The sequence below is a fragment of the Nocardioides sp. HB32 genome (genome assembly GCF_054058995.1).
On sequence record NZ_JBSSBS010000001.1, the window covers coordinates 2,557,265 to 2,581,252 of the forward strand.

The following is a 23,988-nucleotide window of genomic DNA, read 5'->3' on the forward strand; positions in this document are numbered from 1 at the left end:
GGCTCAAGGATAGCGGCGCAGCCGGGCCTGTGCCTCGTCGTACGGCGTGGCGGCCGTCGGCAGTCCTCCGTCGCGGATGGTCGTCGCGACCGCGACGGCCGCGTCGACGGCCGCCCGGTAGGGCAGCGAGCCGGTGCTGACCCGGCGTACGCCGAGGGCGGCGAGCTCGGCCAGCGTCATCCCGGGCACTGGCAGCAGGTTGAGGGGAGCCGGGACGGCGGCGGCGATCTCGCGGATCGCGGCCGGGTCCGTGAGGCCCGGCACGAAGACGCCGTCGGCCCCCGCGGCGACGTACGCCATCGCCCGCGCGACGGTCGCCTCGACGGTCGCGTCCTGGCCGAACCAGTAGGTGTCGACGCGCGCGTTCACGAACACGTCGGGGCTGCGCTCCTTGACGGCCGCCACCTTGGCGGCGTGCCGCGCGGGGTCGACCAGCAGTGCCGCGGCGCTGTCCTCGATGTTGACGCCGTCGACGCCCAGCTCGGCGACGTACTCCGCGACCTGTGCGGGATCCTCGGAATACCCGTCCTCGACGTCGACCGAGACCGGCACCGGAAGGCGCTTCAGCCGCCGCGCGAGCACCAGGTTGGCGTCACGGGTCGTGCCGTCCCCGTCCGGGTGCCCCGCCGACGTCGCGACCCCGAAGCTCGTGGTCCCCACCGCGGGGAACCCCGCCTCCACGAACGCGATCGCCGACGGCACGTCCCACGCGTTCGGCAGCAGCAGGGGCAGCCCGGCGTGGTGGAGGGCGCGGAACGACGTCATGGGCCGAGTGAAGCAGGCGGCAGCGACGCCGTGCCGTCGGACGAGACGGTGAAGCGGCGGTCGTGGGGTCCGGTCCAGGTGTAGGTGCCGTCGGGGTCGCGTCGGTAGCGCCATCGTCGTCGGGTCTTGGCGCGGTGGTGGCGTCGGCACAGCGGTGCGAGGTTCGACGGGCAGGTCGGACCGCCGTCTCGGTAGGCGATGACGTGGTCGAGGTCGCAGGACCGGGCGTCGGTCTGGCAGTGCGGGAACACGCAGTGCTGGTCGCGCAGGATGACGAGCTCCCGCATCCACGGCGGCGGGTCGTGCCCGTCCACGGCGTCCGACCGGTCCATCCGCAGCACCGGCAGCACGGTCACCTGGGCGTGGCCGACCCAGTCCTTGATCCGGCCCATCGTCAGCGGACCGAGCCGCTCGACCGATCCGGTGCCGATCGTCTGGTCGTCGAGGTCGGTGAGGTCGGCGTGCACGTAGAGCCTGAGCCGGGGCGGCTTCCCGCCGCCGAGCCTGCGGGCCAGGACACCGAACGCGATCGCGCGGCGTACCTCGATCGGCTCCGGTCCCGGCTCGAGGTGGGCGTTGATCTGCTCGTAGTGGTGGGTCAGGTCGGCGGTGTCACCGGTGATCACCAGCACCGACGTGCCGGCCCAGCGGCCGGCACCGGCCATCGGGCCGTGGAAGAGCTCGACGTTCCAGTTGCTCCGGTCCAGCCGCTCGGTCTGCTCCTGCACGACGGTGTCGATGGCCTCGGCCACGGCCTGGTCGATGGCCCGGACCCCGCACCTGTCGGCCCGGGGCGCGAGGACGGCGTCGACCGCCGCGGCCTGTTCGGCGGTGAGCTGGCCGGTGGCCTGGGCGATCCGGCGGCCGCGCCAGGCGGGCACCTCCAAAGCCTCGACGCGCGCCCAGGTGCGCGGGAGCCGGTGGTGCAGGGCCAGGGCGTCGGCCATCAGCTGGAGGGCGGCGTGGGTGGTGATCCCGAACGCGGCGCCGAGGGACTCCGCGGTGAACTCCTCCACCTCCGGGGTCCCGGGATCGCTGACCGGGTCGACGTGACCCTTGACGACGTCCTCGGGGGCCGCGGGGTGCCGGTGTGCCCACTCCAGGGCCAGCCGCAGCCTGGCGCGGTCCAGACGCCGGGACTCGACCTCCGCGTCCTCGCACAGCGCCAGCAGCCAGTCGTCGTCGAGGTCCTCGACCACGAGAGGCTGGTGGCTGCTGTCGGTCACGATCACAGCTCCACCCCACCACCGGCCACCGACATTCGAGGGCCCAGAACCCTGGTTCTGACCGGGATGTGAGACAACTCGTCGAAATTCTTTCGGGGCGACCCCGCGAGCCCCCACTAACCTGAGCGAGTGCTTCCCGACGGCTACGAGCTCCGGCCACTGAGGATCGAGGACGCGGAGGCGCGGGCGGCGGCGTACGACCGCAACCGCGAGCACCTCGCGCCGTGGGACCCGGTCCGCCCCGAGCGTTTCTTCACCGTCGAGGGCCAGCGCGAGGACATCGCACGCCAGTCCGCCGACCGCGACGCGGGCAAGCGGCACCCGTTCCTGCTCTGGGACGACGGCGCGATCGCCGGGCAGGTCGCGATCGACAACGTCGTGCGCGGGATGCTGCAGAGCGCGACCGTGGGCTACTGGGTCGACGGCGACCACCTCGGGCGGGGCCTCGCGACCGCGATGGTGGAGCACGCGGCCGTCGAGGCACGACGGCTCGGGCTGCACCGGCTGGAGGCCGGCACGCTCGTGCACAACACCAGGAGCCAGGGCGTCCTGCGCAGGGCCGGTTTCGAGGAGTACGGCCTGGCGCGACGGTTCCTCTACATCGGCGGCGAGTGGCAGGACCACGTGCTCTTCCAGCGCATCCTCCACGACGAGCCGCCCGGGAATCCGCGGGCCGGCAACGACGTTGAGCAGGCATGACTGAGAACCACGAGCTGCAGGCGCCGCCGGTCGTCTTCCCGGGCGGCCAGGCGTCCCCCGAGTCGGCGTACCGCACTGCCTTCGACCTCCTCGCCCGCCGGGCGCCCAAGGAGGCGCTCGAGGTACTGGAGCCCGCGCTGGAGCAGGAGCCGGACAACACCGGCCTGCGCACGCTGCGGGCCTGGGCCTACCTGATGCGCGTCCAGCTCCAGCGCGCGGAGGCGGAGCTCGAGAAGCTGGTCGAGGAGAACCCGTCCGACGACTGGGCGCAGCACGCGCTCGGCCGCTGCCTGGAGCGCCAGAGCCGGTACGCCGACGCGCTGCCGCACCTGCGGCTGGCCGCCGTGATGAGCGGTGACCCCGACCACGGGCTCGCCGCGCTGCGCGTGGAGCAGCTGCTCGCGGACTAGGGTCGCCGCATGAGCGACTTCTGGTTCTGCGTCAAGCACCACCGGGTCGAGCAGGGCGAGGACGTGTGCCCGCCCATCGACCGGCTCGGGCCGTACCCCACCCGGGAAGAGGCCGAGCACGCCCTCGAGAAGGCCGAGCAGCGCAACCAGGACTGGGACGACGACCCGAGCTGGAACGACTGAGTGATCGAGCGCGCCGAGGTCTCGCCCTGGCCGTTCGTCGGCATGGCCGGGATGGCGTGCGCGTTCTTCCTGTACGCCGCGAGCCTGCTGTTCGCGCCGTGGTGGGTCGTGCTCCTGCTGCTGCTGGCGTGGGCGGCGCTGTTCGTCGTCGCCTGCGCCTGGTGGACGCTGCACCCCCGCTGGGTGCCGGCGGTGGCGGTGGTCGCGCTCCTGCTGTGGGCCGGCGGGGTGGCGCTGCTCAGCGCAGGGTGACCGGTGCGCTGACCAGCGGGTGGTCGGTGGTCGCCGCGACCAGGGCCGAGCGGTCGACCCGCGGCGCGCCGAACTCGACGTACCGGTTGCCGAGGATCCAGTCGACGCCCATCGCGTCGGGCGGCCGGCAGTCGGCTCCCTTGGCGTGCCCGCCGCCGATGAACGAGTGCATGACACCGCTCTGGGTGAACGGGCAGAAGAACGCGGCGCGGTCGTTCATGTCCCCGGTCATGATCACCGGGGCGTGCTGCTGGTTCGACAGCTTCCGGGTGACCGCCCGCTCGGTGCGCACCGCCTGCGCGCGCCAGGCCGAGGCGTCTCCGCGCGTGTCGGCCGGGTTGTGGGTGTTCATCACGAACACGTGCCGCCGCGTGTGGAGCACGCGCAGCTCGACGACCGGCATGTAGCGGGTGTTCCCGTGGAAGTACGGCACCGCGACGGACCAGCCCTGCACGAGCGAGAACCGGTCCAGCCGCCAGCCGATCGAGTTGTCGGTGTCCCACGCCGCGCCGGCGTAGACGCCCCACCGGTCGCCGACCCTGGCGAGGAACCGGTCGTACTGCGGGTCCTGGAGCTCCTGGAAGCCGACCAGGTCGACGTGGGTACGCCGGAGCAGCTTGATCGCCCGGTCCAGGCGGGCCGGGGAGTCGTCGAACCCACGCCGGCCGTGCTTGCCGTCGGTGTGGTCGGCGCCGAGCACGTTGAACGAGGCGACCACCAGGTGGCGCGGGCCGTCGGCGGCGTGCGCCGGGGTCGGCGCGAGCGGGGCGGCGAGCAGGAGCAGGGCAGGAAGGATCATCCGAGAGAGCACGGATGGATCATCGGCGACCCGGGCCGGTCGCTTGACCCTTTCGCCCGCATCAGCGGCGCGGCCGCACCGCCAGGATCACGTCGTTGCCCGCGCCGTTGTCGGTGGTCACGTAGACGACCGACCCCGGGCCGTCGACGACGGTGCGGATCCGGCCGTACTTCCGCAGCGCCGGCGGCACCCGGACACCGGCGAGGTCCGCGGTCGGCTTCAGCCGCAGGAACAGCACCCGCTCGCCCTTGAGCGCGGCGACCGCGAGGGTGCCGTCGTACGCGCCCCAGCGCTTGCCGTAGACGAAGTCGCCGCCGGAGGTCGCGACGGTCGGGTCGCCGGAGCGCCACACCGCACCGATCTGCTGGCCGGGGAGCGAGTGGTCGGTCATCGGCACGCTCTCGTTGTAGCCGGGGACCGGGTTGTAGCCGTAGTCCCCGCCGTTCTCGAGGACGTTGACCTCGTCGTCGCGGTAGGTGCCCTGCTCGATCGACCAGACGCCTCCCGAGGCGTCCTTGCGGAGGGTCAGGCCCTGGACGTTGCGGTGCCCGTAGGTCTGCACGTAGCGCTTCCGGCGGTTGTCGGAGTTGTGGAACGGGTTGTCCGGCCACGGCCTGCCGGTGGAGGCGTCGAGACGGAGCGTCTTGCCACCGAGCGACTTCTTGTTCTCCGGGTTGGTGCCGGTCGCGGCGTCGCCGGTGCCGACGTAGAGCGAGCCGTCGTCGAGCGCGAGCAGCCGGCAGCCGCCGTGCCGCCCGCTGGTCGCGGGGAGCCCGTGCAGTAGCTCCTTGCTGGTCGCGATGGTCGTGAGGTCCTCGGTGAGCGTCCAGGACATGACCCGGACGTCGTGGCCGGTCTCGGTCGTCCCGCCCTGGCAGGTGTAGAAGCGCCGGTTGGTGGCGAAGTGGGGATCCGTCTCCAGCCCCATCAGCCCGGTCTCGCCGGACACCCAGACCGAGTCGGTCGGGAACCCCTGGATCGGGTGGGCCTGCTGCCCGTCCCACAGCGACACGGTCGCCCGGTCGCGCTGGGTGAACAGCAGCCTCCCGTCGCCGATCGGGCGCACGTCCCAGGGATGGTCGAGCCCCGTGACGAGCCGGTGCACGCGGAGCGCGGGGAAGTGCGGCGCGCGTTCGGGCGTGGGTGCCTGCGCGTGCGCGGGCGGCGGGAGCAGCGAGGCGGTGAGGGCGACGAGGGCTCCGAGCACGATCCTGCGCATGCGGCCAACCTACCCAGCCGGGTCAGAGCCAACCGTTGCCGTCGGCGGTGAGCACCGCCTCCGCGCGGTTGGTGGCGCCGGTCTTGCCGATCGCCGACGACAGGTGGTTGCGCACCGTGCCCTCGGAGAGGAAGAGCTTCGCGGCGATCGCCGCGACCGACGAGCCATCCCGCGCCGCCTGCAGCACCTCGGTCTCCCGAGCGGTGAGCGGGGACTCGCCGGCGACCAGGCTGTCGGTCGCGAGCGCGGGATCGACGACGCGCAGCCCGGCGTGCACCCGGCGTACCGCGTCGGCCAGCTGCGCCGCCGGCGTGTCCTTGACGACGAACCCGGACGCACCGGCCTGCATCGCACGGCGGAGGTAGCCGGGCCGCCCGAACGTGGTCACGATGAGCACCCGGACGTCCGGCACCGAGGCGCGCAGCGCGGCCGTCGCGGCGATGCCGTCCATGCCGGGCATCTCGACGTCCAGGAGCGCGACGTCGGGATGGTGCTCGAGGGCGGCCGGGACGACCTGGTCGCCCGCGCCCACCTCCGCGACCACCTCGAGGTCGGGCTCGAGGCCGAGCAGCGCGGACAGCGCGCCGCGCACCAGGGCCTGGTCGTCGGCGAGCAGCAGTCGGATCGCTCGGTCGCTCATGGGGCGCGCACGACCTGGAGGCTGAAGCCCGGCTCGAGGCGACGGGTCACGACCGTGGCGCCGACGACGTCGGCCCGCTCGCGGAGGCCGTTCAGGCCGGAGCCCCGGCCGGTGCCGTCCGGGCCGCGGCCGTCGTCGAGGACCTCGGCGCAGGTGGGGGAGAGCCGGACCTCGCAGACCCGGGCGCCGGAGTGCCGGATCACGTTGGTGACGCCCTCGCGGACCGTCCACGCGAACAGCTCGCGCAGGTCGGTCGGCACGTCGTCGGTGGAGTTCGGCAGGTGCGCCTCGATCTCGGCCGCGGCCAGCGCGGTGCGCGCCCGGGCCAGCTCGCCCGGCAGCGTGAGCTCGCGGTAGCCCTCGACCGCCCGGCGTACGTCGGCGAGCGCGTCGCGGCTGAGCCGCTCCAGGTCGGCGATCTCCGCGCGGGCCCGCTCCGGGTCGACGTCGAAGAGCCGCTGGGCGAGCTCGGCCTTCACGGTGATGACCGTGAGCGAGTGGCCGAGGATGTCGTGCAGGTCGCGGGCGAAGCGGCTGCGCTCGTTCTCGATCGCGAGGTTGGCGTTCTCCTGCTCGGCGCGGAGCAGGTCGAGGTTGCGGCGGATCACCATCCGCATGCCGAAGATCGCGACCGAGGCCGCGACGATCCCGAACGCGAGACCGAGCTGGCTTCCCCAGCCCTCCACGCCGCTGAGCGCGACCGAGCCGATGGTCAGGACCACGACGACGGCGGCCGCGACCCGTAGCGGCAGCACCATCATGCAGGCGACCGCGATGTAGACGACGCTGGCCAGGCCGGTCTCGCCGAGGCTGAGGATCATCACGAGGGCGAGCGCCGCGAGTCCGCCCAGGTACGGCGCGGTGAACCGCAGCGGGGAGTGCTCGATCAGCCGCACCCGGTCCTCGCGCATCCGCACCCAGAGCGCCATGTAGACGACCGCGAACGCGACGGTCGCGAGCATCCCGACGATGCCGCTGACCTCGTCGCGGTGGTGCCAGCCGGTCAGCAGCGGGTCGATGAGGAAGAACAGCCAGACGGCGGCGAACATCGGACCGAACCGAGCCATCTGGTTCGGCGGCGTCCGCTGCTCGCTCATGGCCGGAAGGGTAGTCACACGCGAGCCGTGTCCTTCGCCATCCGCCAGGCCGCACCGCCGACGAAGACCGCCAGCCACAGCGCGGCGTTCACGCAGGCGATCCAGCTCAGGTCGCCGGTGAGCGGGTAGCGGCTGATCTCGGCGACGCCGTACATCGGGGTCCACTGGGCGATCGCGTAGATCCAGGTGCCCTCGTCGATCGGGATGAAGACGTTGCCGAGGAAGGAGAGCAGGGCCAGGCCGGGGCCGAGGATCTGCATGGCGTTCTCGCCGGGGACCAGGTAGCCGACGAACAGGCCGAGCGCCGCGAAGACTGACGTGCAGGCCAGCGTCAGCAAGGCGCACTCGATCCAGACGCCGGACGCCATGTCCGGCTTGCCCTGGAGGTAGCCGACCAGGTTGACGACCGCGATCGCGAGGGCGCCGAGCACCAGCGCGAGCATCGCCTTGATGACGATGTACACCGCCGGGTTCAGCGGCGTGAGCCGCAGCTGGCGTGACCAGCCCATCGCCCGCTCCAGGGCGACCTGGGTGCCGGCCGCGGCGGCGGTCAGCGCGGCGCCGTACAGGGCCATCGAGACCATGACGTACGCGGCGACGTTGCCGTGCCCGACGCCGTCGTTCCAGTCCTCGGTGGAGCCGAAGCTCAGGAACAGCGCGGCCGGGAAGATCAGCGTGAAGATCACCGTGCGGCGGTTGCGCAGCATCCGCTTCAGCTCGATCCGCAGGATCGTGAGGTTGAAGCCGCCCAGCGGCGGCACCCTGCGCGCGGTCGGGTCGATCGTCGTCGTGCTCATCAGGAGTCCTCTCCGGTCAGGCTCAGGAACGCGTCCTCGAGGCCCTGGGAGGTGATCTCCAGGTCCCGGGCGTGGGTGTGGGTGAGCAGGTGGCGCGCGACCGCGTCGCTGTCCTTGCTGTGCACGAGCACGGTGTCACCGCGCACCTCGACGCCGGTGACGCCCGGCATCGCGGCCAGCGCGCTGGTGTCGGCGCCGGGCAGGGTGGCGCGGATCGTCCGGCCCGAGGCGAGCGCCTTGATCTGCGCGCCGGTGCCGTCGGCGACGATCCGGCCGTGGCTGATCAGCACGATCCGGTCGGCGTACGCGTCCGCCTCCTCGAGGTAGTGCGTCGCGAACATGACCGTGCGGCCGCGCTCGGCGTCGGCACGGATCGCCGACCAGAAGGTGCGCCGGCCCTCGACGTCCATGCCGGTCGTCGGCTCATCGAGCAGCAGCAGCGCCGGATCCGAGAGGAGCGCCATCGCGAACCGCAGCCGCTGCTGCTCGCCGCCCGAGCACTTCGCGACCTTCCGGTCGCCGAGCCCCGAGATGCCGGCGTTCTCGAGCACCTCGTCGACGGGACGGGTGTCGGCGAAGAGGCTCGCGGTGTACTCGACGGTCTCGCGGACCGTGAGGTCCTTGAGCAGCCCGCCGGTCTGCATGACCGCGGACACGAGCCCGCGGGCCACGGCCTGGCGCGGCTCGAGGCCGAGCACCTGCGCCGTGCCGGTGGTCGGCCGCGAGAGGCCGAGGACCATGTCGATGGTGGTGGTCTTGCCGGCGCCGTTCGGGCCGAGGAACGCGACGATCTCGCCCTGCTGGAGCTCGAGGTCGATCCCGCGCACGGCGTGCACGGGGCCGAAGTCCTTCGTCACCCCGCGGAGCCGGACCGCCGGGACCGGGTGGGTGCCGGCCGTCGGGGAGCCCTCGGTGAGGGCGCTGGAGGAGGTCATGGCAGCACTCTGTCGGCTCCCGGTGCTCGCCGCCTCACACCGGCGTCACGACTCGCCCGTGACAGTTGTCATGCGTTCTTAAAAGGTGTGCTCCTCGGCGGGGAACGTGCCCGCCTTGACGTCGGCGGCGTACTCCTGCGCCGCCTTCAGGAGTACGCCGTGGAGGTCGGCGTACTGCTTGACGAACCGCGGCATCCTGCCGGTGCGGAAGCCGAACGCGTCGCCCCAGACGAGCACCTGGCCGTCGCAGTTGGGGCCGGCGCCGATGCCGATCGTGGGGATGCCGACGCTCGCGGTGACCTCGGTGGCGACGTCGCCCGGGACCATCTCCATGACCACGGCGAAGGCGCCGGCCTCCTCCATCGCCTGGGCCTCCTCCACGACCTTCTTCGCGGCCTCGCCCCGGCCCTGGACGCGGTAGCCGCCGAGGTTGTGCTCGGACTGCGGGGTGAAGCCGATGTGCGCCATCACCGGGATGCCGCCCTCGGTGAGCTTGCGGACCTGGGGCACCATCTCGATCCCGCCCTCGAGCTTCACCGCGTGGGCGTTCGCCTCCTTCATGAAGCGGACGGCGGTGAGGTAGGCCTGCTCGGGCGAGGCCTGGTAGGACCCGAAGGGCAGGTCGGCGACGACGAGCGCGCGGCGCACCGAACGGGTGACCGCGCGCGCCAGCGGGATCAGCTCGTCGACCGTGACCGGGAGCGACGTCTCGTTGGCGTAGACGTTGTTGGACGCGCTGTCACCGACGAGCAGCACCTCGATGCCGGCCTCGTCGAAGGTCTGCGCGGCGTACTGCTCGTAGGCCGTGAGCATCGCGAACCTCTCGCCGCGCTGCTTCATCTCCCGCAGGTGGTGCGTGCGGATCCGCTTGATCGCGGGTGCGTCCGGCTTCGCCGGACCGGTGCCGTACGGCGCGGTCTCCTCGGTCATGAGGGCAGGCTAGTCCCGGCTCCGGCCGGCCGAGCCTGTGTCGCTGGTCACCCGGCCGCGTCGGCGGCGGCCTCGATGTCGGCGATGACGATCTTCTGCTGCTTCATCATCGCCGCGATCGCCGCCTGCGCCCGGGCGGGATCCGGGTCGGAGATCAGCTCGTAGAGGCGCACCGGCACGATCTGCCAGGACAGCCCGAACCTGTCCTTGAGCCAGGCGCACTGGTCGGGCTGCCCACCGGCGACGAGGGTGTCCCAGTAGTAGTCGACCTCCGACTGGTCGGCGCAGTTGACGCTCAGCGAGATCGTCTCCGTGAAACCGGCGTGCACCGGCCCCCCGTTGATGCCGCGGAAGGGCTGGCCGTCGAGGGTCCACTCCGCGGCGAGGACGCGACCGTCGTCGTAGTGCGAGACCGCACGGATCTCGGAGCTCGGGAAGACCGTCGTGTAGAACTCCACGGCCTCCATCAGGTTGTCGTCGAACCACAGGCAGGTGCTGATCTCGGGCATGGCACTACCGACCGGCTATCCGGCTCGAACTCATCGGCCTACAGTCTGCTGGTGACCTTCGACGTCGCCGCTGATGCGTACGCCCGCTTCATGGGGCGCTACTCCGAACCGCTCGCCGACCAGTTCGTCGAGCTCGCCGGGGTGCGCCCCGGCATGCGCGCGCTGGACGTCGGCTGCGGCCCCGGCATCCTGACCAGCCGGCTCGTCGACCGGCTCGGTGCCGAGCACGTGGTCGCCCTCGACCCGTCACCGTCCTTCGTCGCGGCCGCACGGGAGCGCTGTCCGGGCGTCGACGTACGGCAGGGGACGGCCGAGCAGCTGCCCGACGCCGACGGCGCCTTCGACATCGCGCTCGCGAACCTGGTCGTGCACTTCATGAGCGACCCCGCGGGCGGCCTGGCCGAGATGGGCCGCGTGGTCGGGGACCGCGGGATGGTCGGCGCGACAGTCTGGAACCACGCCACGGCGACCGGGCCGCTCTCGACGTTCTGGCGCGCGGTCAAGGACCTCGACCCCGCTGCCGCCGACGAGTCCGCGCTGCCGGGCACCGGCGAGGGCGACCTCGGTGCGATCGCGCGGGACGCCGGGCTCCGAGACGTCGTCGAGGGGACGCTCACCGTGACCGTGCCCTACACCGGCTTCGAGGAGTGGTGGGAGCCGTACACCCTGGGCGTCGGGCCGGCCGGTGCCTACGTCACCCGGCTCGACGACGCGACCCGCACCGCCGTGCGCGACCACTGCGCGGAGCTGCTGCCGCAGGGCGCGTTCACCGTCGACGCGACCGCGTGGACGGTGATCGCGCGGGGATAGCGGTGCTCCGCATGGGAAACTTCCCGACGTGGACTTCTACTCCGCCTACGCCCACGGGTTCGCCCGGGTCGCGGCCTGCACCCTGCCGGTCCGCGTCGCCGACCCCGCGACGAACGCCCGCGCCGTGCTCGACAGCGCCCGCGCGTGCTCCGAGGAGGGCGTCGCGGTCGCGATCTTCCCCGAGCTCTGCCTGAGCGGGTACGCCGTCGACGACCTGCTCCTGCAGGACCCGCTGCTCGACGCCGTGACCGACGCGGTCGCCGAGATTTTGCGCGCCTCCGAGGACCTGCTGCCGGTGCTGGTGGTCGGCGCGCCGATCGCCCACGGCAACCGGGTGCTCAACTGCGCGGTCGTGATCCACCGCGGCCAGATCCTCGGCGTCGCGCCGAAGTCCTACCTCCCGACGTACCGCGAGTTCTACGAGCGCCGCTGGTTCGCCCCCGGCGACGACGTCCGGGGCACCATCGTGCTCGCGGGCCAGGAGGTGCCGATCGGGCCGGACCTGCTCTTCGAGGCGGCCGACGTGCGCGGGCTGGTCCTGCACGTCGAGGTGTGCGAGGACATGTGGGTCCCGATCCCGCCGAGCGCCGAGGCCGCGCTCGCGGGTGCCACGGTGCTCGCGAACCTCTCCGGCAGCCCGATCACCATCGGCCGCGCCGAGGACCGCCGGCTCCTGGTCCGGTCGGCGTCGAGCCGCTGCCTGGCGGCGTACGCCTATGCCGCCGCGGGCCAGGGGGAGTCGAGCACCGACCTGTCGTGGGACGGGCAGACGATGATCTACGAGCACGGCGAGCTGCTCGCCGAGTCCGAGCGGTTCCCCGACGGGCCGCGCGCCGCGGTCGCCGACGTCGACCTCGACCGGATCCGCCTGGACCGGCTGCGCACCGGGACGTTCGACGACAACCGGAGGACGCTGGCGCCCGAGTTCAGGACCGTCGAGTTCGAGCTCGCGCCGCCGACCGCGGACATCGGGCTGCGCCGCAAGGTGGACCGCTTCCCGTTCGTGCCCGACGACCCGGAGCGGCTCGCCCAGGACTGCTACGAGGCGTACAACATCCAGGTCTCGGGCCTCGAGCAGCGTCTCTGCTCGATCGGCCAGCCCAAGGTGGTGATCGGGATCAGCGGCGGCCTCGACTCGACCCACGCGTTGATCGTCGCCGCGAAGGCGATGGACCGGCTCGGCCGCGACCGCAGCGAGGTCCTCGGCTTCACGATGCCGGGCTTCGCCACCGGGGACGCGACCAAGTCGTACGCCACCCGGCTGGCCACCTCCCTCGGCATCTCGTTCGAGGAGCTCGACATCCGGCCCGCGGCCCAGCAGATGCTCGCGGACCTCCAGCACCCGTTCGCGGCGGGTGAGGAGCTCTACGACGTCACGTTCGAGAACGTCCAGGCGGGGCTGCGCACCGACTACCTCTTCCGCCTCGCCAACCACCGGGGCGGCATCGTGCTCGGCACCGGCGACCTGTCGGAGCTCGCGCTCGGCTGGTGCACGTACGGCGTGGGCGACCAGATGTCCCACTACAACGTGAACGCCGGCGTGCCGAAGACGCTGATCCAGCACCTGATCCGCTGGGTGATCAGCACCGGGCAGTTCGACGAGGAGACCAACGAGGTCCTCGCCGAGATCGTCGGGCAGGAGATCACCCCGGAGCTCATCCCGACCCGCGAGGACCACCTGCCGCAGTCGACCGAGGACTCCGTCGGGCCGTACTCCCTCCAGGACTTCACGCTGTTCCACGTGCTGCGGTACGGCTACCGGCCCAGCAAGATCGCGTTCCTCGCCTGGCACGCGTGGCACGACGCCGACGCGGGGGAGTGGCCGCCGAACTACCCCGACGACCGGCGGCTCGCCTTCGACCTGGCCACGATCCGCCGGTGGCTCGAGGTGTTCGTGCGGCGGTTCTTCGCCAGCCAGTTCAAGCGCTCGGCGCTCCCGAACGGCCCCAAGGTCAGCCACGGCGGCACCATGTCGCCGCGTGGCGACTGGCGGATGCCCTCGGACGCCAGCCCGGCGGCCTGGCTCGCCGAGCTCGAGGCCAACATTCCCGAGAAGTGATGCAACCGGAGGTCCGCCCCGTGCGTCTCCCCGGCATGAGCACCTACACCCTCCGACGCGGCACCGCCGCCGTGGCCGCGCTCGTCGCCGGCCTCACCGGCGCCGTCGCCGCCGGCAGCCCGGCCGCCGATGCCTCCACCCCGGCGCGCGCCGCCGTCGCCAAGACCACGATCACCTTCGAGATGTCCGGCTGCGACGGCTGCGAGGTCGGGCTGATGCAGGCCCGCTGGGACAAGCACGCACAGTACGGCGTGAGGTACTGGGACACCGGCCAGAAGACCGTCTCCGACGGCACCGTCTCCTTCACGGTCCCGACCAAGCACACGCGAGGCATGTCGATGACCCTGACCGCGCCGTGGGAGGGCCACACCGGCTACGTCACGACGGTCGCGTTCCGGTACGGCGGGGAGCAGGTCGGTGACGAGGTCGGCTTCGCCGAGGCTCGCTCGAAGTCCAAGGCATCGGCCTGCTGGGCCGGCACGAGCGCCGACGAGGTGACCATCCCGCTCACCGTCCGCAAGGTCTGGGTCGAGGGCGTGCGGCACCGCGTCCGCGGCTCGATCGCGTACGCCGCGGTCACCCAGGACTGGATGGTCCCGATGCGCGACGTGTGGGACGGCGTGATGGGCTCACAGGACGTCAACGTCTGCGGGGAGCGCCCCTCCTGACACCGCCGCTGACACGGGCGACGGCGCGTGGTCCTGCGCCGATAGGCTCACGCCCATGGGAAAGCAGGAAGACTTCGTTCTCCGCGCGCTCGAGGAGCGTGACGTCCGGTTCGTGCGGCTGTGGTTCACCGACGTCCTGGGGTTCCTGAAGTCGGTGGCCGTGGCGCCCGCCGAGCTCGAGGGCGCGTTCTCCGAGGGCATCGGGTTCGACGGCTCGGCGATCGAGGGCTTCGCGCGCGTCTACGAGGCCGACATGCTCGCGATGCCCGACCCGGCGACGTTCCAGATCCTGCCCTGGCGCGGCGAGGGCCCGTCGACGGCGCGGATGTTCTGCGACATCGTGATGCCGGACGGCTCCGCGTCGTACGCCGACCCGCGCTACGTCCTCAAGCGGACCCTGTCCAAGGCCGCCGAGCAGGGCTTCACGTTCTACACGCATCCCGAGATCGAGTTCTACCTGTTCAAGAACGCCCCGGAGCCGGGGGCCGAGCCGGTCCCGGTGGACCGCAGCGGCTACTTCGACCACACCGCGCAGTCGATGGGCGCCGACTTCCGGCGCGAGGCGATCACCATGCTCGAGTCGATGGGCATCTCCGTGGAGTTCAGCCACCACGAGGGCGGGCCCGGCCAGCAGGAGATCGACCTGCGGTACGCCGACGCGCTGTCGACCGCCGACAACATCATGACCTTCCGCACGGTGATCCGTGAGGTGGCGCTGAGTCAGGGCGTCTGGGCGACATTCATGCCCAAGCCGTTCACCACCCACCCGGGGTCGGGGATGCACACCCACGTGTCGCTGTTCGAGGGCGACCGCAACGCGTTCTTCGAGGCGGGCGCGGAGTACCAGCTCTCCAAGACCGGCCGGCAGTTCATCGCCGGGGTGCTCCGGCACGCCCCCGAGATCAGCGTGATCACCAACCAGTGGGTGAACAGCTACAAGCGGCTGATGTTCGGCGGCGAGGCGCCGTCGTACGTCTGCTGGGGCCACAACAACCGCTCGGCGATGATCCGGGTGCCGATGTACAAGCCCAACAAGGGCCAGTCGACGCGCATCGAGCTGCGCACGATCGACGCTGCCTGCAACCCCTACCTCGCGTTCGCGACCGTGCTCGCGGCCGGCATGAAGGGCATCGAGCAGGACTACGACCTGCCGCTCGAGGCCGAGGACGACGTGTGGGCGCTGACCGAGCGCGAGCGCAAGAGCCTCGGGATCGAGCCGCTGCCCAAGAGCCTGTCCGAGGCGATCGTGGTCGCCGAGCACTCCGAGCTGCTCGCGGAGACCCTCGGCGAGCACGTCTTCGACTACTTCCTGCGCAACAAGCGCGCGGAGTGGGAGGAGTACCGCGGCCAGGTCTCGGCGTTCGAGCGCGACCGCATGCTCCCGGTGGTGTGATGACGTCCGAGGTCCTGACGGACGACCGGGCCCGGGGCATCCGCCGGCTGCTGCTGGTGGTGCTCTTCCTGGCCATCGTCCTGGTGGTGGTGTCGATCCCGCTGCTGCTCGGCGACTACCTGGTCTACGGCTGCCTCGTGCTCGGCATCGCGGGTGCGCTCGGGACCCTCGGCGTCCTCTCGCTGCGCGCGGTGCAGCAGCGCCGGCCCGGTGCCCGCAAGCTGACCTTCCGGACCGGCCTGGCGACGTGCGTGCTGTCCGTCCCCCTGATGCCGATCTGGATCGGCCTGATCACGATCGTGGCCGGCATCGGCCTGCTGGTCGTCCTGCTGGCGCCCGAGCGGGAGGCCCCGTGAGCCGTCCCGCCGTGCTCGTCGTCGAGCACGACGCCGAGTGCCCGCCCGCGCTGTTCGGCACCTGGCTCGAGGACGCCGGCGTCGACCTCGACGTCTGCCGGCCGTACGCCGGTGACGAGCTGCCCCCGCTGGCGGGGCACGACGGCCTCGTCGTCCTCGGCGGTCCGATGGGTGCGGAGGACGATGAGAAGCACGCCTGGCTGGCGCCGGTGAAGGAACTGGTCCGCGAGGCGCGGGCCGCGCGGCTGCCCACGCTGGGGATCTGCCTGGGCCACCAGCTGATCGCGGTGGCGCTCGGCGGCTCGGTGACCCGCAACCCGCTCGGCCAGCAGGTGGGCCTGCTCGGCGTCGGCTGGACCGGGGCGGCGGAGGAGGACCGGCTGTTCGCGCCGCTCGCGACCCCTCGCCGGGGCGTGCACTGGAACGACGACGTCGTCGCCGCGCTGCCGCCGGGGGCCACGGTGCTGGCGGGCACCTCCCGCGACGAGGTGCAGGTGGCGCGCTACGCGCCGCAGCTGTGGGGCGTGCAGCTCCACCCCGAGGTCGACGTACCCGTGCTGCGTCCCTGGGCCGAGGAGGACCGCGGCTCCCACGAGACGCGCGGCATCGACACCGACGCGCTGCTCCGCGACATCGACGCCGCGCGGGCCGAGCTCGACGACGCGTGGCGACCCCTCGCGGCGGGCTTCGCGGCGCTGGTCCGGGAGCACGCGGTCCGATGAGCCGGGCGGCCACCGGCAAGGGGCACCTGCTGCGCCTGGGGTTCCTCGACCCCGACGCGTCGCTGGCCGCGCTGGACCGCTTCGGCGACGCGGCCGACCCGCTCGTCGCGCTGATCGCCCGGACCGCCGACCCCGACGAGGCGGCCGCGGCGCTGGTGCGGCTGCTCGACGTCGTCGCGGACCCGGACGCGCTGCTCGCCGCGCTCGTCGAGGACGAGGGCACCGCGATGCGGCTGCTCTGCGTGCTCGGCGCCAGCCCGGCGCTCTCCGACCACCTGGTCCGGCACCCCGACCACTGGCAGGAGCTCGCCGACTCCCGGCTGGGCGCCACCCGCCCGGCCGCCTGGGCCGTGCGCGCCTGCCTGCTCGCAGCCGTCGGGGCGGATCCGGACGAGCCGGCGCCGACCGCGACCCGGCCCGACGCGGAGGCGGTGGACGCGCTGCGGGTCGAGTATCGGCGGCTGCTGCTCCGGCTCGCCGCCCGGGACCTCGCGCACCACCTCGGCGTCGACGACGCCGCCGCCGAGCTCTCCGACCTCGCGGCCGGGACCCTCGACGCGGCGCTCGCCGTCGCGCGGGCCCGGGTGCCCGACGCGCCGCTGGCGCGGCTCGGTGTCGTCGCGATGGGCAAGTGCGGCGGCCACGAGCTCAACTACGTCTCCGACGTGGACGTGATCTTCGTGCACGCCGCCGCCGACGGGGCCGACGAGAACGACGCGCTGCGCGTCGCGACCCAGCTCGCCAGCAACCTGATGCGGGTCTGCTCCGACCACACCGGCGAGGGCACCATCTGGCCCGTGGACGCCGCGCTGCGTCCCGAGGGCAAGGCCGGGCCGCTGGTGCGCACGCTCGCCAGCCACCAGGGCTACTACGAGCGCTGGGCCAAGACCTGGGAGTACCAGGCCCTGCTGAAGGCGCGCGCCGTCGCCGGCGACGTGGCGCTCGCGCACGACTTCGTCGAGCTGACCCGGCCGCTGGTGTGGTCCGCCGCCGAGCGGGAGGGGTTCGTCGAGGACACCCAGGCGATGCGCCGCCGGGTGGTCGACCACATCCCGGCCAAGGAGGCGGAGCGGCAGCTCAAGCTGGGGGAGGGCGGCCTGCGCGACGTGGAGTTCGCGGTGCAGCTGCTCCAGCTCGTCCACGGCCGCACCGACGATCGGGTCCGGGCCCAGGCGACGCTCAGCGCGCTGGTCGAGCTGACCGACGGCGGGTACGTCGGGCGCCAGGACGGCGAGGCGCTGCACGAGGCGTACGCGTTCCTCCGCACGCTCGAGCACCGCATGCAGCTGCACGGGCTGCGGCGCATCCACGTCGTACCCGACGACGAGGCGGCGTTGCGCCGCCTCGGCCGGAGCATGGGCTACCTCAAGGACCCGGTGGGGATCCTGGACGAGACCTGGCAGCACCACCGGCGCGAGGTGCGGCGGCTGCACGAGAAGCTCTTCTACCGACCGCTGCTCACCGCGGTCGCGAAGATCCCCGGCGAGGAGGCCCGGCTCTCGCCGGAGGCGGCCGAGAAGCGGCTGGCCGCGCTCGGCTACCTCGACCCGCAGGCCGCGCTGCGGCACCTCGAGGCGCTCACCTCGGGCGTCACCCGGGCCGCGCAGATCCAGCGCACACTGCTGCCGGTGCTGCTCGGGTGGTTCGCGGACGCGCCGGACCCGGACGCCGGGCTGTTCGGGTTCCGCCGGATCAGCGAGTCGCTCGGGTCGACCCCGTGGTACCTCTCCACGCTCCGCGACGAGGGCCAGGTCGCCGAGCGGCTGGCCCGGATCCTGGCCACCTCGCGGTACGCCACCGACCTCCTCGAGCGGGAGCCCCAGGGCGTGCGGATGCTGAACGGGGACCTCACCCCGCTGCCGGCCGAGGCGCTCACCGAGGAGATGCTGGCGTCCGGGCGTCGCCACGACGTCGCCGAGGACGCCGTGCTCGCGATCAGGGGCGTGCGCCGGCGCGAGCTGCTGCGCATCGCCGCGGGCGACCTGCTCGGCCTCACCGACGTGGCGGACGTCGGCGCCGGGCTGTCCCGGCTCACCGACGCCACCCTGGAGGCCACGCTCGAGGTCGCCGGCCGGTCGGTCCGCGCCCAGCGCGGCCTGGCGGAGGCGCCGACCCGGATCGCGATCGTCGCGATGGGGCGCTACGGCGGGTTCGAGCTGTCCTACGGGAGCGACGCCGACGTGATGTTCGTGCACGACCCCGAGCCGGGCGCGGACGCGCAGGCGGCGGCGTCGTACGCCCAGGCCGTGGCGAACGAGGTGCGCCGGCTGCTCGCCCGGCCCGGTCCGGACCCGGCGCTCGAGGTAGACGCCGACCTCCGGCCGGAGGGCAAGAACGGCCCGCTGGTGCGCACACTCGACTCCTACTCGGCGTACTACGCGAAGTGGTCCGAGGTCTGGGAGGCCCAGGCGCTGCTCCGTGCCGACCCGGTCGTCGGCGACCGGGACCTGCTCGACCGGTTCCGCGCCCTGGTCGATCCTCTGCGCTACCCGGCCGGCGGGATCTCGGAGAAGGCCGCGTTCGAGGTGCGCCGCATCAAGGCGCGGGTCGACCAGGAGCGGCTGCCTCGCGGCGCCGACCCGCACACCCACCTCAAGCTCGGCCGCGGTGGCCTCGCGGACATCGAGTGGACCGTCCAGCTGCTGCAGATGCGGTACGCCGGCGACGTACCCGGCCTGCGCACCGCGCGCACCCTGGAGGCGCTGGCCGCCGCCCGGGAGGCCGGCCTCGTCAACGAGGACGACGCCGCCGTGCTGCAGCAGGCCTGGCGCCGGGTCAGCCGGGTGCGCAACGCCGTGACGCTGGTGCGGGGCAAGGCGAGCGACGAGCTCCCGCGCGACATCCGGGAGCGCGCGGCGGTCGCCGCCGTGCTCGGCTACCCGCCCGGCTCCTCGGACGCCATGGTCAACGACCAGCTCCGCTACACCCGGCTCGCCCGCGGCGTCGTCGAGCGGGTGTTCTGGGAGTAGTGGTGGGGCCACGGCTGACTAGGCTGGCGAGCATGACTGAGACCGCCTCCCGGGCGACGACCCTCCTGGACCTCCACCGCGCCCCCGAGCTCCTCACCGTCGTCAACGTCTGGGACGTCGTGAGCGCGCGCACCGTCGCGGCCGTCGGGCGCACCCGCGCACTCGCCACCGCGAGCCACTCGATCGCGGCGACGTACGGCTACGAGGACGGCGAGAACATCCCGCTCGACCTGATGCTGGAGATGGTCCGCCGGATCGTCGACGTGACGGACCTGCCGGTGACCGCCGACCTCGAGGGTGGGTACGGCGACCCGCCCGGCACCGTCCGGCGGGCGATCGGCATCGGCGTGGTCGGTGCCAACATCGAGGACCAGATGCGGCCGCTGTCCGAGGCCGCAGCGAACGTCGCCGCGATCATGAAGGTCGCAGAGCAGGAAGGCGTCGACTTCGTGCTCAACGCGCGCACCGACGCGTTCGCGCAGGGTCGCGACCGCGACCAGGGCGAGGTGCTGGCCGACGCGATCGAGCGCGGCCGCGCCTACCTGGACGCAGGGGCGCCCGTCGTGTTCGTGCCCGGCCGGCTGGACGAGGAGCAGATCGCCGCCATCGTGGACGCGTGGGGCCCGCAGAAGCTGACCCTGATCGGCATCCCCGGCACCCCGCCGCTGGCCCGCCTCGAGGAGCTCGGGGTGGCGCGGGTGTCGTACGGCCCGATGTCGCAGAACGTCGCGCTGACCGCCCTCCAGCAGCTCGTCGAGGACGTGCACGGCGGCGGCGGCGTGCCGAGCACCATGCGGATCCTCAACTGATGGATCTCGACGAGCGGCTCAAGGCCGCCGCGGACGCCTGCACCCGCACCGCGATCCGCAGCCCGCGGGTGCCGCCCGGCGCGGCGTTCGCCGCCCTCGCCTCGGCGTGCGAGGAGCTCGGCATCGACGAGTGGGACGTGTACGGCGACGGCGGGGCGGTCGCCCGGGTCGAGGCCGAGGTCGCGGACCTGCTCGGCAAGCCGGCGGCGGTGTTCTTCCCGAGCGGCGTGATGGGCCAGCAGGCCGCGCTGCGCGCGTGGTGCGAGCGGACCGGGTCGACGCGGGTGGCGATCCCGGACCGCTCCCACCTGCTGGTGCACGAGGACGACGGTCCGCGCCTGCTCCACGGCTTCCGGTTCGAGCACCTCACGATCGGCCGGCGTACCGCGACCGCGGCGGACCTGCGCGGGCTGCCGCGCGGCCTCGGCGCCGCGCTCGTCGAGCTGCCGCTGCGGGACGCCGGGTGCCGGCTGCCGTCGTGGGAGGAGCTGGTCGCGCTCTCCGAGGCGGCGCGGGAGCTCGGCGTACCCCTCCACGCCGACGGCGCCCGGATCTGGGAGTCGCAGCCGTTCTACGATCGGCCGCTGGCGGAGATCGCCGCGCTCGCGGACTCGATGTACGTCTCGTTCTACAAGGGGCTCGGCGGCCCGGCCGGCGCCGCGGTGGCCGGCCCCGCGGACCTGGCCGACGAGCTCCGGCTGTGGCGGCGCCGGATGGGCGGCACGCTGTTCCGCCTCACGCCGTACGCCGTCGGTGCGCTGGTCGGGCTGCGCGATCTGCTGCCGCGGATGGGGGAGTACGCCGCGTGGGCGCGCTCGCTCGCCGCGCTGCTGGCCGACGCGGGGCTCACCGTCGACCCGGATCCGCCGCACACGAACACGTTCCTCGTGCACGCCCCCGGTCCGGCCGAGGCGATCAACGAGCGGCTGCTGGCGTTCCTGGAGCGCGAGTCCGTCGTACCGTCCGGGTCCTGGTGGGACGCGCCCGTCCCCGGCTTCGCCACCACCGAGGTCGCCGTGCAGGCCGCCTCCCTCGACTTCGAGCCGGCCGTCGTCGCGGGCTGGTGGCGGGAGATCGTGCTCGGCTGAAGTCCCTGCGGGACGGTCACCAACGGCGAACCCCGCAGATGCTTGAGCAGCCCTTGAGGAAACCTCGGGCATTCGCCGCGGGGAGGCTTGAGGAGGGCGCGGCAGAGTTCTGGTCAGCAAGGAACCGACCAGCCGAAACCAAGCCCGCTGGTCCCACCAGAAGGAGCCCAGCCATGCGTCTCGGTACCCGCAAGACCGCCGTCAAGATCTTCGCCTCCGTCGTCCTCGTCGGCGGCGCCGCCTCCGTCGCCGGCCTCGGCACCTTCGGCTCGTTCACCTCGACCACCTCCGCCAGCGCCGCCACCGGCACCGGCAAGGTCGTCCTCGCCACCGGCGCGAGCGTCCGCGGCCTGGACGTCAGCGCGACCAACCTGGTCCCCGGTGACACCGTCGAGCGCACCGTCCACCCTGACCCGCTCCAGCGACACGGAGTCGTTCGGCTCGGTGAAGCTCACCACCGCCGCCACCACCAACAACGTGCTGACCACCGACGCCACCAACGGCCTGCAGATGAAGGTGGACCAGTGCTCGGTCGCCTGGGTCCAGCCCGCGGGCGGCAACGTCCTCACCTGCTCCGGTACGACGACGCCGGTGATCGCCCAGCGCGCCGTGATCGGCTCGACGCTGGACCTCGGTGCCGCGACCACCACCCTGAACACCGCGGCCGCGGCCTCCAACCTCCGCGTCACGCTGTCGCTCCCGACCTCCGCGGACAACACGTTCCAGGGCGTGTCGAACACCGTCAGCTTCACCTTCGACGCCACCCAGCGCGCCGCACAGTCGCTCTGACCACGGTCGGGTGGCCGGCCTCATGGGGGGCCGGTCACCCGACCTCATCCAGGAAGAGAGGGTCCGAGCCGATGAGCACCACCAACGCCGTACGCCCTGCCGGCACGCACGTCGCGTCCCGGCCGGACAAGCCGTCGAGGCTGCGCCGGCTCCTCAACGTCGTCACCAGCCTGCTGCTCGCCGTCGGCCTTCTCGGGTTCCTCTTCCTGGCGGTCGGCCCGCACCTGCTCGGCTACCGCACCTCGACGATGCTCACCGGCAGCATGGAGCCGGGCATCATGCCCGGCGACGTCGTGGTCACCGTGCCCGAGCCCGCGTCGGAGCTGGAGGTCGGCGACGTGATCACCTACCAGATCCCCGTCGAGGACCACCGGGTCGAGACGCACCGGGTCACCCAGATCCGCCACCACGACGGCCAGATCGTGATCAGGACCAAGGGCGACGCCAACCAGGACGACGACCCGTGGACCGCCACCCTCCAGGACGACACCGTCTGGGAGATGAAGGCCGTGGTCCCGCACCTCGGCACCGCGGTCCGCGCGCTGCGCGCGCCCGTCGTCCAGCACGGCATCCTGTGGGTCGGCTTCGGCGGCCTCATCCTGCTCGGCCTCAGCACCATCTGGGGGACGAAGGAGGAGGAATGATCGCGGACACGATCGACCCGCCCGCCGTCTTCGACGCGGAGGCGGTCAGCGGCCTGACCGGCCACCCCGGCGACCACGCCTTCGCGGTCGTCTTCGTCACCCGCTACCGGCGGCTGCTGCCCGAGCGGGTCCGCCGGATCGCGCAGACCCTCGCCGTCGGCGAGGCCGGCGACAGGGCGGACGCGATGGACGCCGTCCTCAGCCTCAAGGTCGCCTCGACCACCGTCGGTGCCCACGAGCTCGCGGGCATCGCGGGGCGCCTCGAGCGGCTGGTGAGGCGCGGCGACCTCGCCCAGGCCGTGGTCCTGCAGACCGCGCTCGTCGCCGCCGTCGCGCGTGTCGACCACGCGCTCGGCGCGTTCCTGGGCGACTGACCTACTCGGCCAGCTCCATCCGGTAGCCCACGCCCCGCACGGTGCGGATGAAGCGCGCGCCATTCTTCTCCTCGCCGACCTTGCGGCGCAGGTTGCCGATGTGCACCTCGACCAGGTGCGTGTCCAACGCCCACTCGGTGCCCCACACCGACCGCAGCAGCGCCTCGCGGGTCCACACCCGCGCCGGCGTGCGCATCAGCTCGGTGAGCAGGTCGAACTCCGTGCGGGTGAGCTCAAGCTCCTCGCCCTCGCGGAACGCCCGGCGCCCGTCCACGTCCACCTTGAGCGCACCGTGCACGAGCACCTCGTGGTCGTCGTCGGGTAGCGGTGCGACCGCGGGAGAGCCGGTGCGGGGACGCCGGAACATCGCGTTCACACGAGCCTTGAGCTCGCGGGCGCTGAACGGCTTGGCGATGAAGTCGTCGGCGCCGGTCTCGAGCCCCAACAGCCGGTCGATCTCGTCGTCGCGGGCGGTGATCATCACGACGTACGCGTCGCTGATCTCCCGGATCCGGCGGCACGCCTCGATGCCGTCGATCCCGGGCAGGCCCAGGTCGAGCGTGACCAGATCCGGTCGCGTCTCCCGGACCGCCTCCACGGCGGCCAGGCCGGAGTCCACCGCGGTCACGACGAAGCCCTGCGTCTGCAGGGTGAACTCGATCAGCGCCCGGATGTCCTCGTCGTCCTCGACGACGAGGGCACGTCTCTCGACCCCGGAGTCGGTCCCCATGCTCTCCATACCTGCAGATGATGCCACTTCTTGCGGATTTCTTGAGTTTTGCTCGTGGGCGGCCTGAAGTGCGCGCCGCAGAGTGGTGTCCCGAACCGCCGTACACCCCTCGGGAG

General features: G+C 72.7%; 27 protein-coding genes. 16 read left to right on the top strand and 11 right to left on the bottom strand.

Annotation, left to right across the window (positions count from 1 at the left end; genetic code table 11):
• Positions 1 to 3: 3 nt before the first annotated feature.
• Positions 4 to 765 carry an isocitrate lyase/PEP mutase family protein gene (locus ACVW2K_RS12935; RefSeq protein ID WP_457202785.1) on the bottom strand — a complete coding sequence of 254 codons (762 nt, stop codon included), beginning with the start codon at positions 763 to 765 and terminating at the stop codon, positions 4 to 6.
• A complete protein-coding gene (locus ACVW2K_RS12940) occupies positions 762 to 1,991 on the bottom strand; it encodes an HNH endonuclease signature motif containing protein (RefSeq protein ID WP_457202786.1) in 1,230 nt (409 codons plus the stop codon). The genes ACVW2K_RS12935 and ACVW2K_RS12940 overlap by 4 nt, the downstream gene beginning before the upstream one ends.
• Before the next feature lie 129 nt (positions 1,992 to 2,120).
• Here ACVW2K_RS12940 and ACVW2K_RS12945 point away from each other — a divergent pair, with 129 nt between their 5' ends.
• From ACVW2K_RS12945 to ACVW2K_RS12960, 4 genes are read left to right on the top strand one after another with little or no spacing between them, the layout of a single operon-like run.
• Positions 2,121 to 2,690, top strand: coding sequence for a GNAT family N-acetyltransferase (locus ACVW2K_RS12945; protein WP_028636912.1), 570 nt, complete (start codon positions 2,121 to 2,123; stop codon positions 2,688 to 2,690).
• The gene (locus tag ACVW2K_RS12950) at positions 2,687 to 3,100 is read left to right on the top strand and encodes a tetratricopeptide repeat protein (RefSeq protein ID WP_028636911.1); all 414 of its coding nucleotides are present in this window, start codon (positions 2,687 to 2,689) and stop codon (positions 3,098 to 3,100) included. Before ACVW2K_RS12945 ends, ACVW2K_RS12950 begins: the two co-directional genes overlap by 4 nt.
• Before the next feature lie 9 nt (positions 3,101 to 3,109).
• The gene (locus ACVW2K_RS12955) at positions 3,110 to 3,283 is read left to right on the top strand and encodes a hypothetical protein (RefSeq protein WP_197025273.1); all 174 of its coding nucleotides are present in this window, start codon (positions 3,110 to 3,112) and stop codon (positions 3,281 to 3,283) included.
• Positions 3,284 to 3,535 (top strand): hypothetical protein, encoded by a 252-nt coding sequence (locus tag ACVW2K_RS12960; RefSeq protein ID WP_036569839.1) that lies wholly within the window; start codon positions 3,284 to 3,286, stop codon positions 3,533 to 3,535.
• Here ACVW2K_RS12960 and ACVW2K_RS12965 read toward each other — a convergent pair.
• The 8 genes from ACVW2K_RS12965 to ACVW2K_RS13000 form a co-directional block, all read right to left on the bottom strand.
• The gene (locus tag ACVW2K_RS12965) at positions 3,522 to 4,346 is read right to left on the bottom strand and encodes an endonuclease/exonuclease/phosphatase family protein (RefSeq protein ID WP_155992007.1); all 825 of its coding nucleotides are present in this window, start codon (positions 4,344 to 4,346) and stop codon (positions 3,522 to 3,524) included. The two genes, ACVW2K_RS12960 and ACVW2K_RS12965, sit on opposite strands and share 14 nt — an antisense overlap.
• 49 nt (positions 4,347 to 4,395) lie before the next feature.
• A complete protein-coding gene (locus ACVW2K_RS12970) occupies positions 4,396 to 5,553 on the bottom strand; it encodes a PQQ-dependent sugar dehydrogenase (RefSeq protein WP_028636909.1) in 1,158 nt (385 codons plus the stop codon).
• A gap of 22 nt (positions 5,554 to 5,575) precedes the next feature.
• Positions 5,576 to 6,193, bottom strand: coding sequence for a response regulator transcription factor (locus tag ACVW2K_RS12975; protein ID WP_028636908.1), 618 nt, complete (start codon positions 6,191 to 6,193; stop codon positions 5,576 to 5,578).
• Positions 6,190 to 7,290: a sensor histidine kinase gene (locus tag ACVW2K_RS12980; RefSeq protein WP_028636907.1), complete on the bottom strand. Its 1,101-nt coding sequence runs from the start codon at positions 7,288 to 7,290 to the stop codon at positions 6,190 to 6,192. The genes ACVW2K_RS12975 and ACVW2K_RS12980 overlap by 4 nt, the downstream gene beginning before the upstream one ends.
• A 14-nt stretch (positions 7,291 to 7,304) precedes the next feature.
• On the bottom strand, positions 7,305 to 8,087 hold the full coding sequence (locus ACVW2K_RS12985; RefSeq protein ID WP_028636906.1) for an ABC transporter permease: 783 nt from the start codon (positions 8,085 to 8,087) through the stop codon (positions 7,305 to 7,307).
• Positions 8,087 to 9,022 carry an ABC transporter ATP-binding protein gene (locus tag ACVW2K_RS12990; RefSeq protein WP_028636905.1) on the bottom strand — a complete coding sequence of 312 codons (936 nt, stop codon included), beginning with the start codon at positions 9,020 to 9,022 and terminating at the stop codon, positions 8,087 to 8,089. The genes ACVW2K_RS12985 and ACVW2K_RS12990 overlap by 1 nt, the downstream gene beginning before the upstream one ends.
• Before the next feature lie 78 nt (positions 9,023 to 9,100).
• Positions 9,101 to 9,952 (bottom strand): 3-methyl-2-oxobutanoate hydroxymethyltransferase, encoded by an 852-nt coding sequence (gene panB, locus ACVW2K_RS12995; protein WP_028636904.1) that lies wholly within the window; start codon positions 9,950 to 9,952, stop codon positions 9,101 to 9,103.
• 47 nt (positions 9,953 to 9,999) lie between these two features.
• Entirely contained in the window at positions 10,000 to 10,461 is a 462-nt protein-coding gene (locus ACVW2K_RS13000; RefSeq protein WP_028636903.1) for a VOC family protein, read from the bottom strand.
• Between the two features lie 51 nt (positions 10,462 to 10,512).
• Between ACVW2K_RS13000 and ACVW2K_RS13005 the strand changes: the two genes are divergently transcribed.
• The 12 genes from ACVW2K_RS13005 (at position 10,513) to ACVW2K_RS13060 (ending at position 23,142) form a co-directional block, all read left to right on the top strand.
• Positions 10,513 to 11,271 carry a class I SAM-dependent methyltransferase gene (locus tag ACVW2K_RS13005; RefSeq protein ID WP_028636902.1) on the top strand — a complete coding sequence of 253 codons (759 nt, stop codon included), beginning with the start codon at positions 10,513 to 10,515 and terminating at the stop codon, positions 11,269 to 11,271.
• A 28-nt stretch (positions 11,272 to 11,299) separates the two neighbouring features.
• Positions 11,300 to 13,330, top strand: coding sequence for an NAD(+) synthase (locus ACVW2K_RS13010; protein ID WP_028636901.1), 2,031 nt, complete (start codon positions 11,300 to 11,302; stop codon positions 13,328 to 13,330).
• 35 nt (positions 13,331 to 13,365) lie between these two features.
• Positions 13,366 to 13,998: a hypothetical protein gene (locus ACVW2K_RS13015; protein ID WP_028636900.1), complete on the top strand. Its 633-nt coding sequence runs from the start codon at positions 13,366 to 13,368 to the stop codon at positions 13,996 to 13,998.
• A 55-nt stretch (positions 13,999 to 14,053) separates the two neighbouring features.
• A complete protein-coding gene (locus ACVW2K_RS13020; protein WP_028636899.1) occupies positions 14,054 to 15,391 on the top strand; it encodes a glutamine synthetase family protein in 1,338 nt (445 codons plus the stop codon).
• Positions 15,391 to 15,747: a hypothetical protein gene (locus ACVW2K_RS13025; protein WP_028636898.1), complete on the top strand. Its 357-nt coding sequence runs from the start codon at positions 15,391 to 15,393 to the stop codon at positions 15,745 to 15,747. The genes ACVW2K_RS13020 and ACVW2K_RS13025 overlap by 1 nt, the downstream gene beginning before the upstream one ends.
• Positions 15,744 to 16,469, top strand: coding sequence for a type 1 glutamine amidotransferase (locus tag ACVW2K_RS13030; RefSeq protein ID WP_036569835.1), 726 nt, complete (start codon positions 15,744 to 15,746; stop codon positions 16,467 to 16,469). The genes ACVW2K_RS13025 and ACVW2K_RS13030 overlap by 4 nt, the downstream gene beginning before the upstream one ends.
• Positions 16,466 to 19,438 carry a bifunctional [glutamine synthetase] adenylyltransferase/[glutamine synthetase]-adenylyl-L-tyrosine phosphorylase gene (locus tag ACVW2K_RS13035; protein WP_457202787.1) on the top strand — a complete coding sequence of 991 codons (2,973 nt, stop codon included), beginning with the start codon at positions 16,466 to 16,468 and terminating at the stop codon, positions 19,436 to 19,438. Before ACVW2K_RS13030 ends, ACVW2K_RS13035 begins: the two co-directional genes overlap by 4 nt.
• Positions 19,439 to 19,470: 32 nt before the next feature.
• The gene (locus ACVW2K_RS13040) at positions 19,471 to 20,247 is read left to right on the top strand and encodes an isocitrate lyase/PEP mutase family protein (protein ID WP_457202788.1); all 777 of its coding nucleotides are present in this window, start codon (positions 19,471 to 19,473) and stop codon (positions 20,245 to 20,247) included.
• Positions 20,247 to 21,335 carry a threonine aldolase family protein gene (locus ACVW2K_RS13045; RefSeq protein ID WP_036569833.1) on the top strand — a complete coding sequence of 363 codons (1,089 nt, stop codon included), beginning with the start codon at positions 20,247 to 20,249 and terminating at the stop codon, positions 21,333 to 21,335. Before ACVW2K_RS13040 ends, ACVW2K_RS13045 begins: the two co-directional genes overlap by 1 nt.
• A gap of 381 nt (positions 21,336 to 21,716) precedes the next feature.
• Positions 21,717 to 22,124: a hypothetical protein gene (locus tag ACVW2K_RS13050; protein WP_457202789.1), complete on the top strand. Its 408-nt coding sequence runs from the start codon at positions 21,717 to 21,719 to the stop codon at positions 22,122 to 22,124.
• Between the two features lie 71 nt (positions 22,125 to 22,195).
• Positions 22,196 to 22,768, top strand: a complete 573-nt coding sequence (locus tag ACVW2K_RS13055; protein WP_081790361.1) for a signal peptidase I — start codon at positions 22,196 to 22,198, stop codon at positions 22,766 to 22,768.
• Complete coding sequence (locus tag ACVW2K_RS13060; protein ID WP_051548978.1) at positions 22,765 to 23,142, top strand: Hpt domain-containing protein; 378 nt, start codon at positions 22,765 to 22,767, stop codon at positions 23,140 to 23,142. Before ACVW2K_RS13055 ends, ACVW2K_RS13060 begins: the two co-directional genes overlap by 4 nt.
• 1 nt (position 23,143) lies before the next feature.
• On the opposite strand, the gene ACVW2K_RS13065 is transcribed toward ACVW2K_RS13060, so the two are convergent.
• Positions 23,144 to 23,881 (bottom strand): response regulator transcription factor, encoded by a 738-nt coding sequence (locus tag ACVW2K_RS13065; RefSeq protein ID WP_457202790.1) that lies wholly within the window; start codon positions 23,879 to 23,881, stop codon positions 23,144 to 23,146.
• Between the last annotated feature and the right edge of the window lie 107 nt (positions 23,882 to 23,988).

What these genes read in the sequence shown, in the direction of transcription:
- ACVW2K_RS12935 (WP_457202785.1), bottom strand. Translation starts at nt 765, where the DNA reads ATGACGTCGTTCCGCGCCCTCCACCACGCCGGGCTGCCCCTGCTGCTG.
- ACVW2K_RS12950 (WP_028636911.1), top strand. Translation starts at nt 2,687, where the DNA reads ATGACTGAGAACCACGAGCTGCAGGCGCCGCCGGTCGTCTTCCCGGGC.
- ACVW2K_RS12955 (WP_197025273.1), top strand. Translation starts at nt 3,110, where the DNA reads ATGAGCGACTTCTGGTTCTGCGTCAAGCACCACCGGGTCGAGCAGGGC.
- ACVW2K_RS12970 (WP_028636909.1), bottom strand. Translation starts at nt 5,553, where the DNA reads ATGCGCAGGATCGTGCTCGGAGCCCTCGTCGCCCTCACCGCCTCGCTG.
- ACVW2K_RS12975 (WP_028636908.1), bottom strand. Translation starts at nt 6,193, where the DNA reads ATGAGCGACCGAGCGATCCGACTGCTGCTCGCCGACGACCAGGCCCTG.
- ACVW2K_RS12980 (WP_028636907.1), bottom strand. Translation starts at nt 7,290, where the DNA reads ATGAGCGAGCAGCGGACGCCGCCGAACCAGATGGCTCGGTTCGGTCCG.
- ACVW2K_RS12985 (WP_028636906.1), bottom strand. Translation starts at nt 8,087, where the DNA reads ATGAGCACGACGACGATCGACCCGACCGCGCGCAGGGTGCCGCCGCTG.
- ACVW2K_RS12990 (WP_028636905.1), bottom strand. Translation starts at nt 9,022, where the DNA reads ATGACCTCCTCCAGCGCCCTCACCGAGGGCTCCCCGACGGCCGGCACC.
- panB (WP_028636904.1), bottom strand. Translation starts at nt 9,952, where the DNA reads ATGACCGAGGAGACCGCGCCGTACGGCACCGGTCCGGCGAAGCCGGAC.
- ACVW2K_RS13000 (WP_028636903.1), bottom strand. Translation starts at nt 10,461, where the DNA reads ATGCCCGAGATCAGCACCTGCCTGTGGTTCGACGACAACCTGATGGAG.
- ACVW2K_RS13015 (WP_028636900.1), top strand. Translation starts at nt 13,366, where the DNA reads ATGAGCACCTACACCCTCCGACGCGGCACCGCCGCCGTGGCCGCGCTC.
- ACVW2K_RS13020 (WP_028636899.1), top strand. Translation starts at nt 14,054, where the DNA reads ATGGGAAAGCAGGAAGACTTCGTTCTCCGCGCGCTCGAGGAGCGTGAC.
- ACVW2K_RS13025 (WP_028636898.1), top strand. Translation starts at nt 15,391, where the DNA reads ATGACGTCCGAGGTCCTGACGGACGACCGGGCCCGGGGCATCCGCCGG.
- ACVW2K_RS13035 (WP_457202787.1), top strand. Translation starts at nt 16,466, where the DNA reads ATGAGCCGGGCGGCCACCGGCAAGGGGCACCTGCTGCGCCTGGGGTTC.
- ACVW2K_RS13040 (WP_457202788.1), top strand. Translation starts at nt 19,471, where the DNA reads ATGACTGAGACCGCCTCCCGGGCGACGACCCTCCTGGACCTCCACCGC.
- ACVW2K_RS13045 (WP_036569833.1), top strand. Translation starts at nt 20,247, where the DNA reads ATGGATCTCGACGAGCGGCTCAAGGCCGCCGCGGACGCCTGCACCCGC.
- ACVW2K_RS13055 (WP_081790361.1), top strand. Translation starts at nt 22,196, where the DNA reads ATGAGCACCACCAACGCCGTACGCCCTGCCGGCACGCACGTCGCGTCC.
- ACVW2K_RS13060 (WP_051548978.1), top strand. Translation starts at nt 22,765, where the DNA reads ATGATCGCGGACACGATCGACCCGCCCGCCGTCTTCGACGCGGAGGCG.
- ACVW2K_RS13065 (WP_457202790.1), bottom strand. Translation starts at nt 23,881, where the DNA reads ATGGAGAGCATGGGGACCGACTCCGGGGTCGAGAGACGTGCCCTCGTC.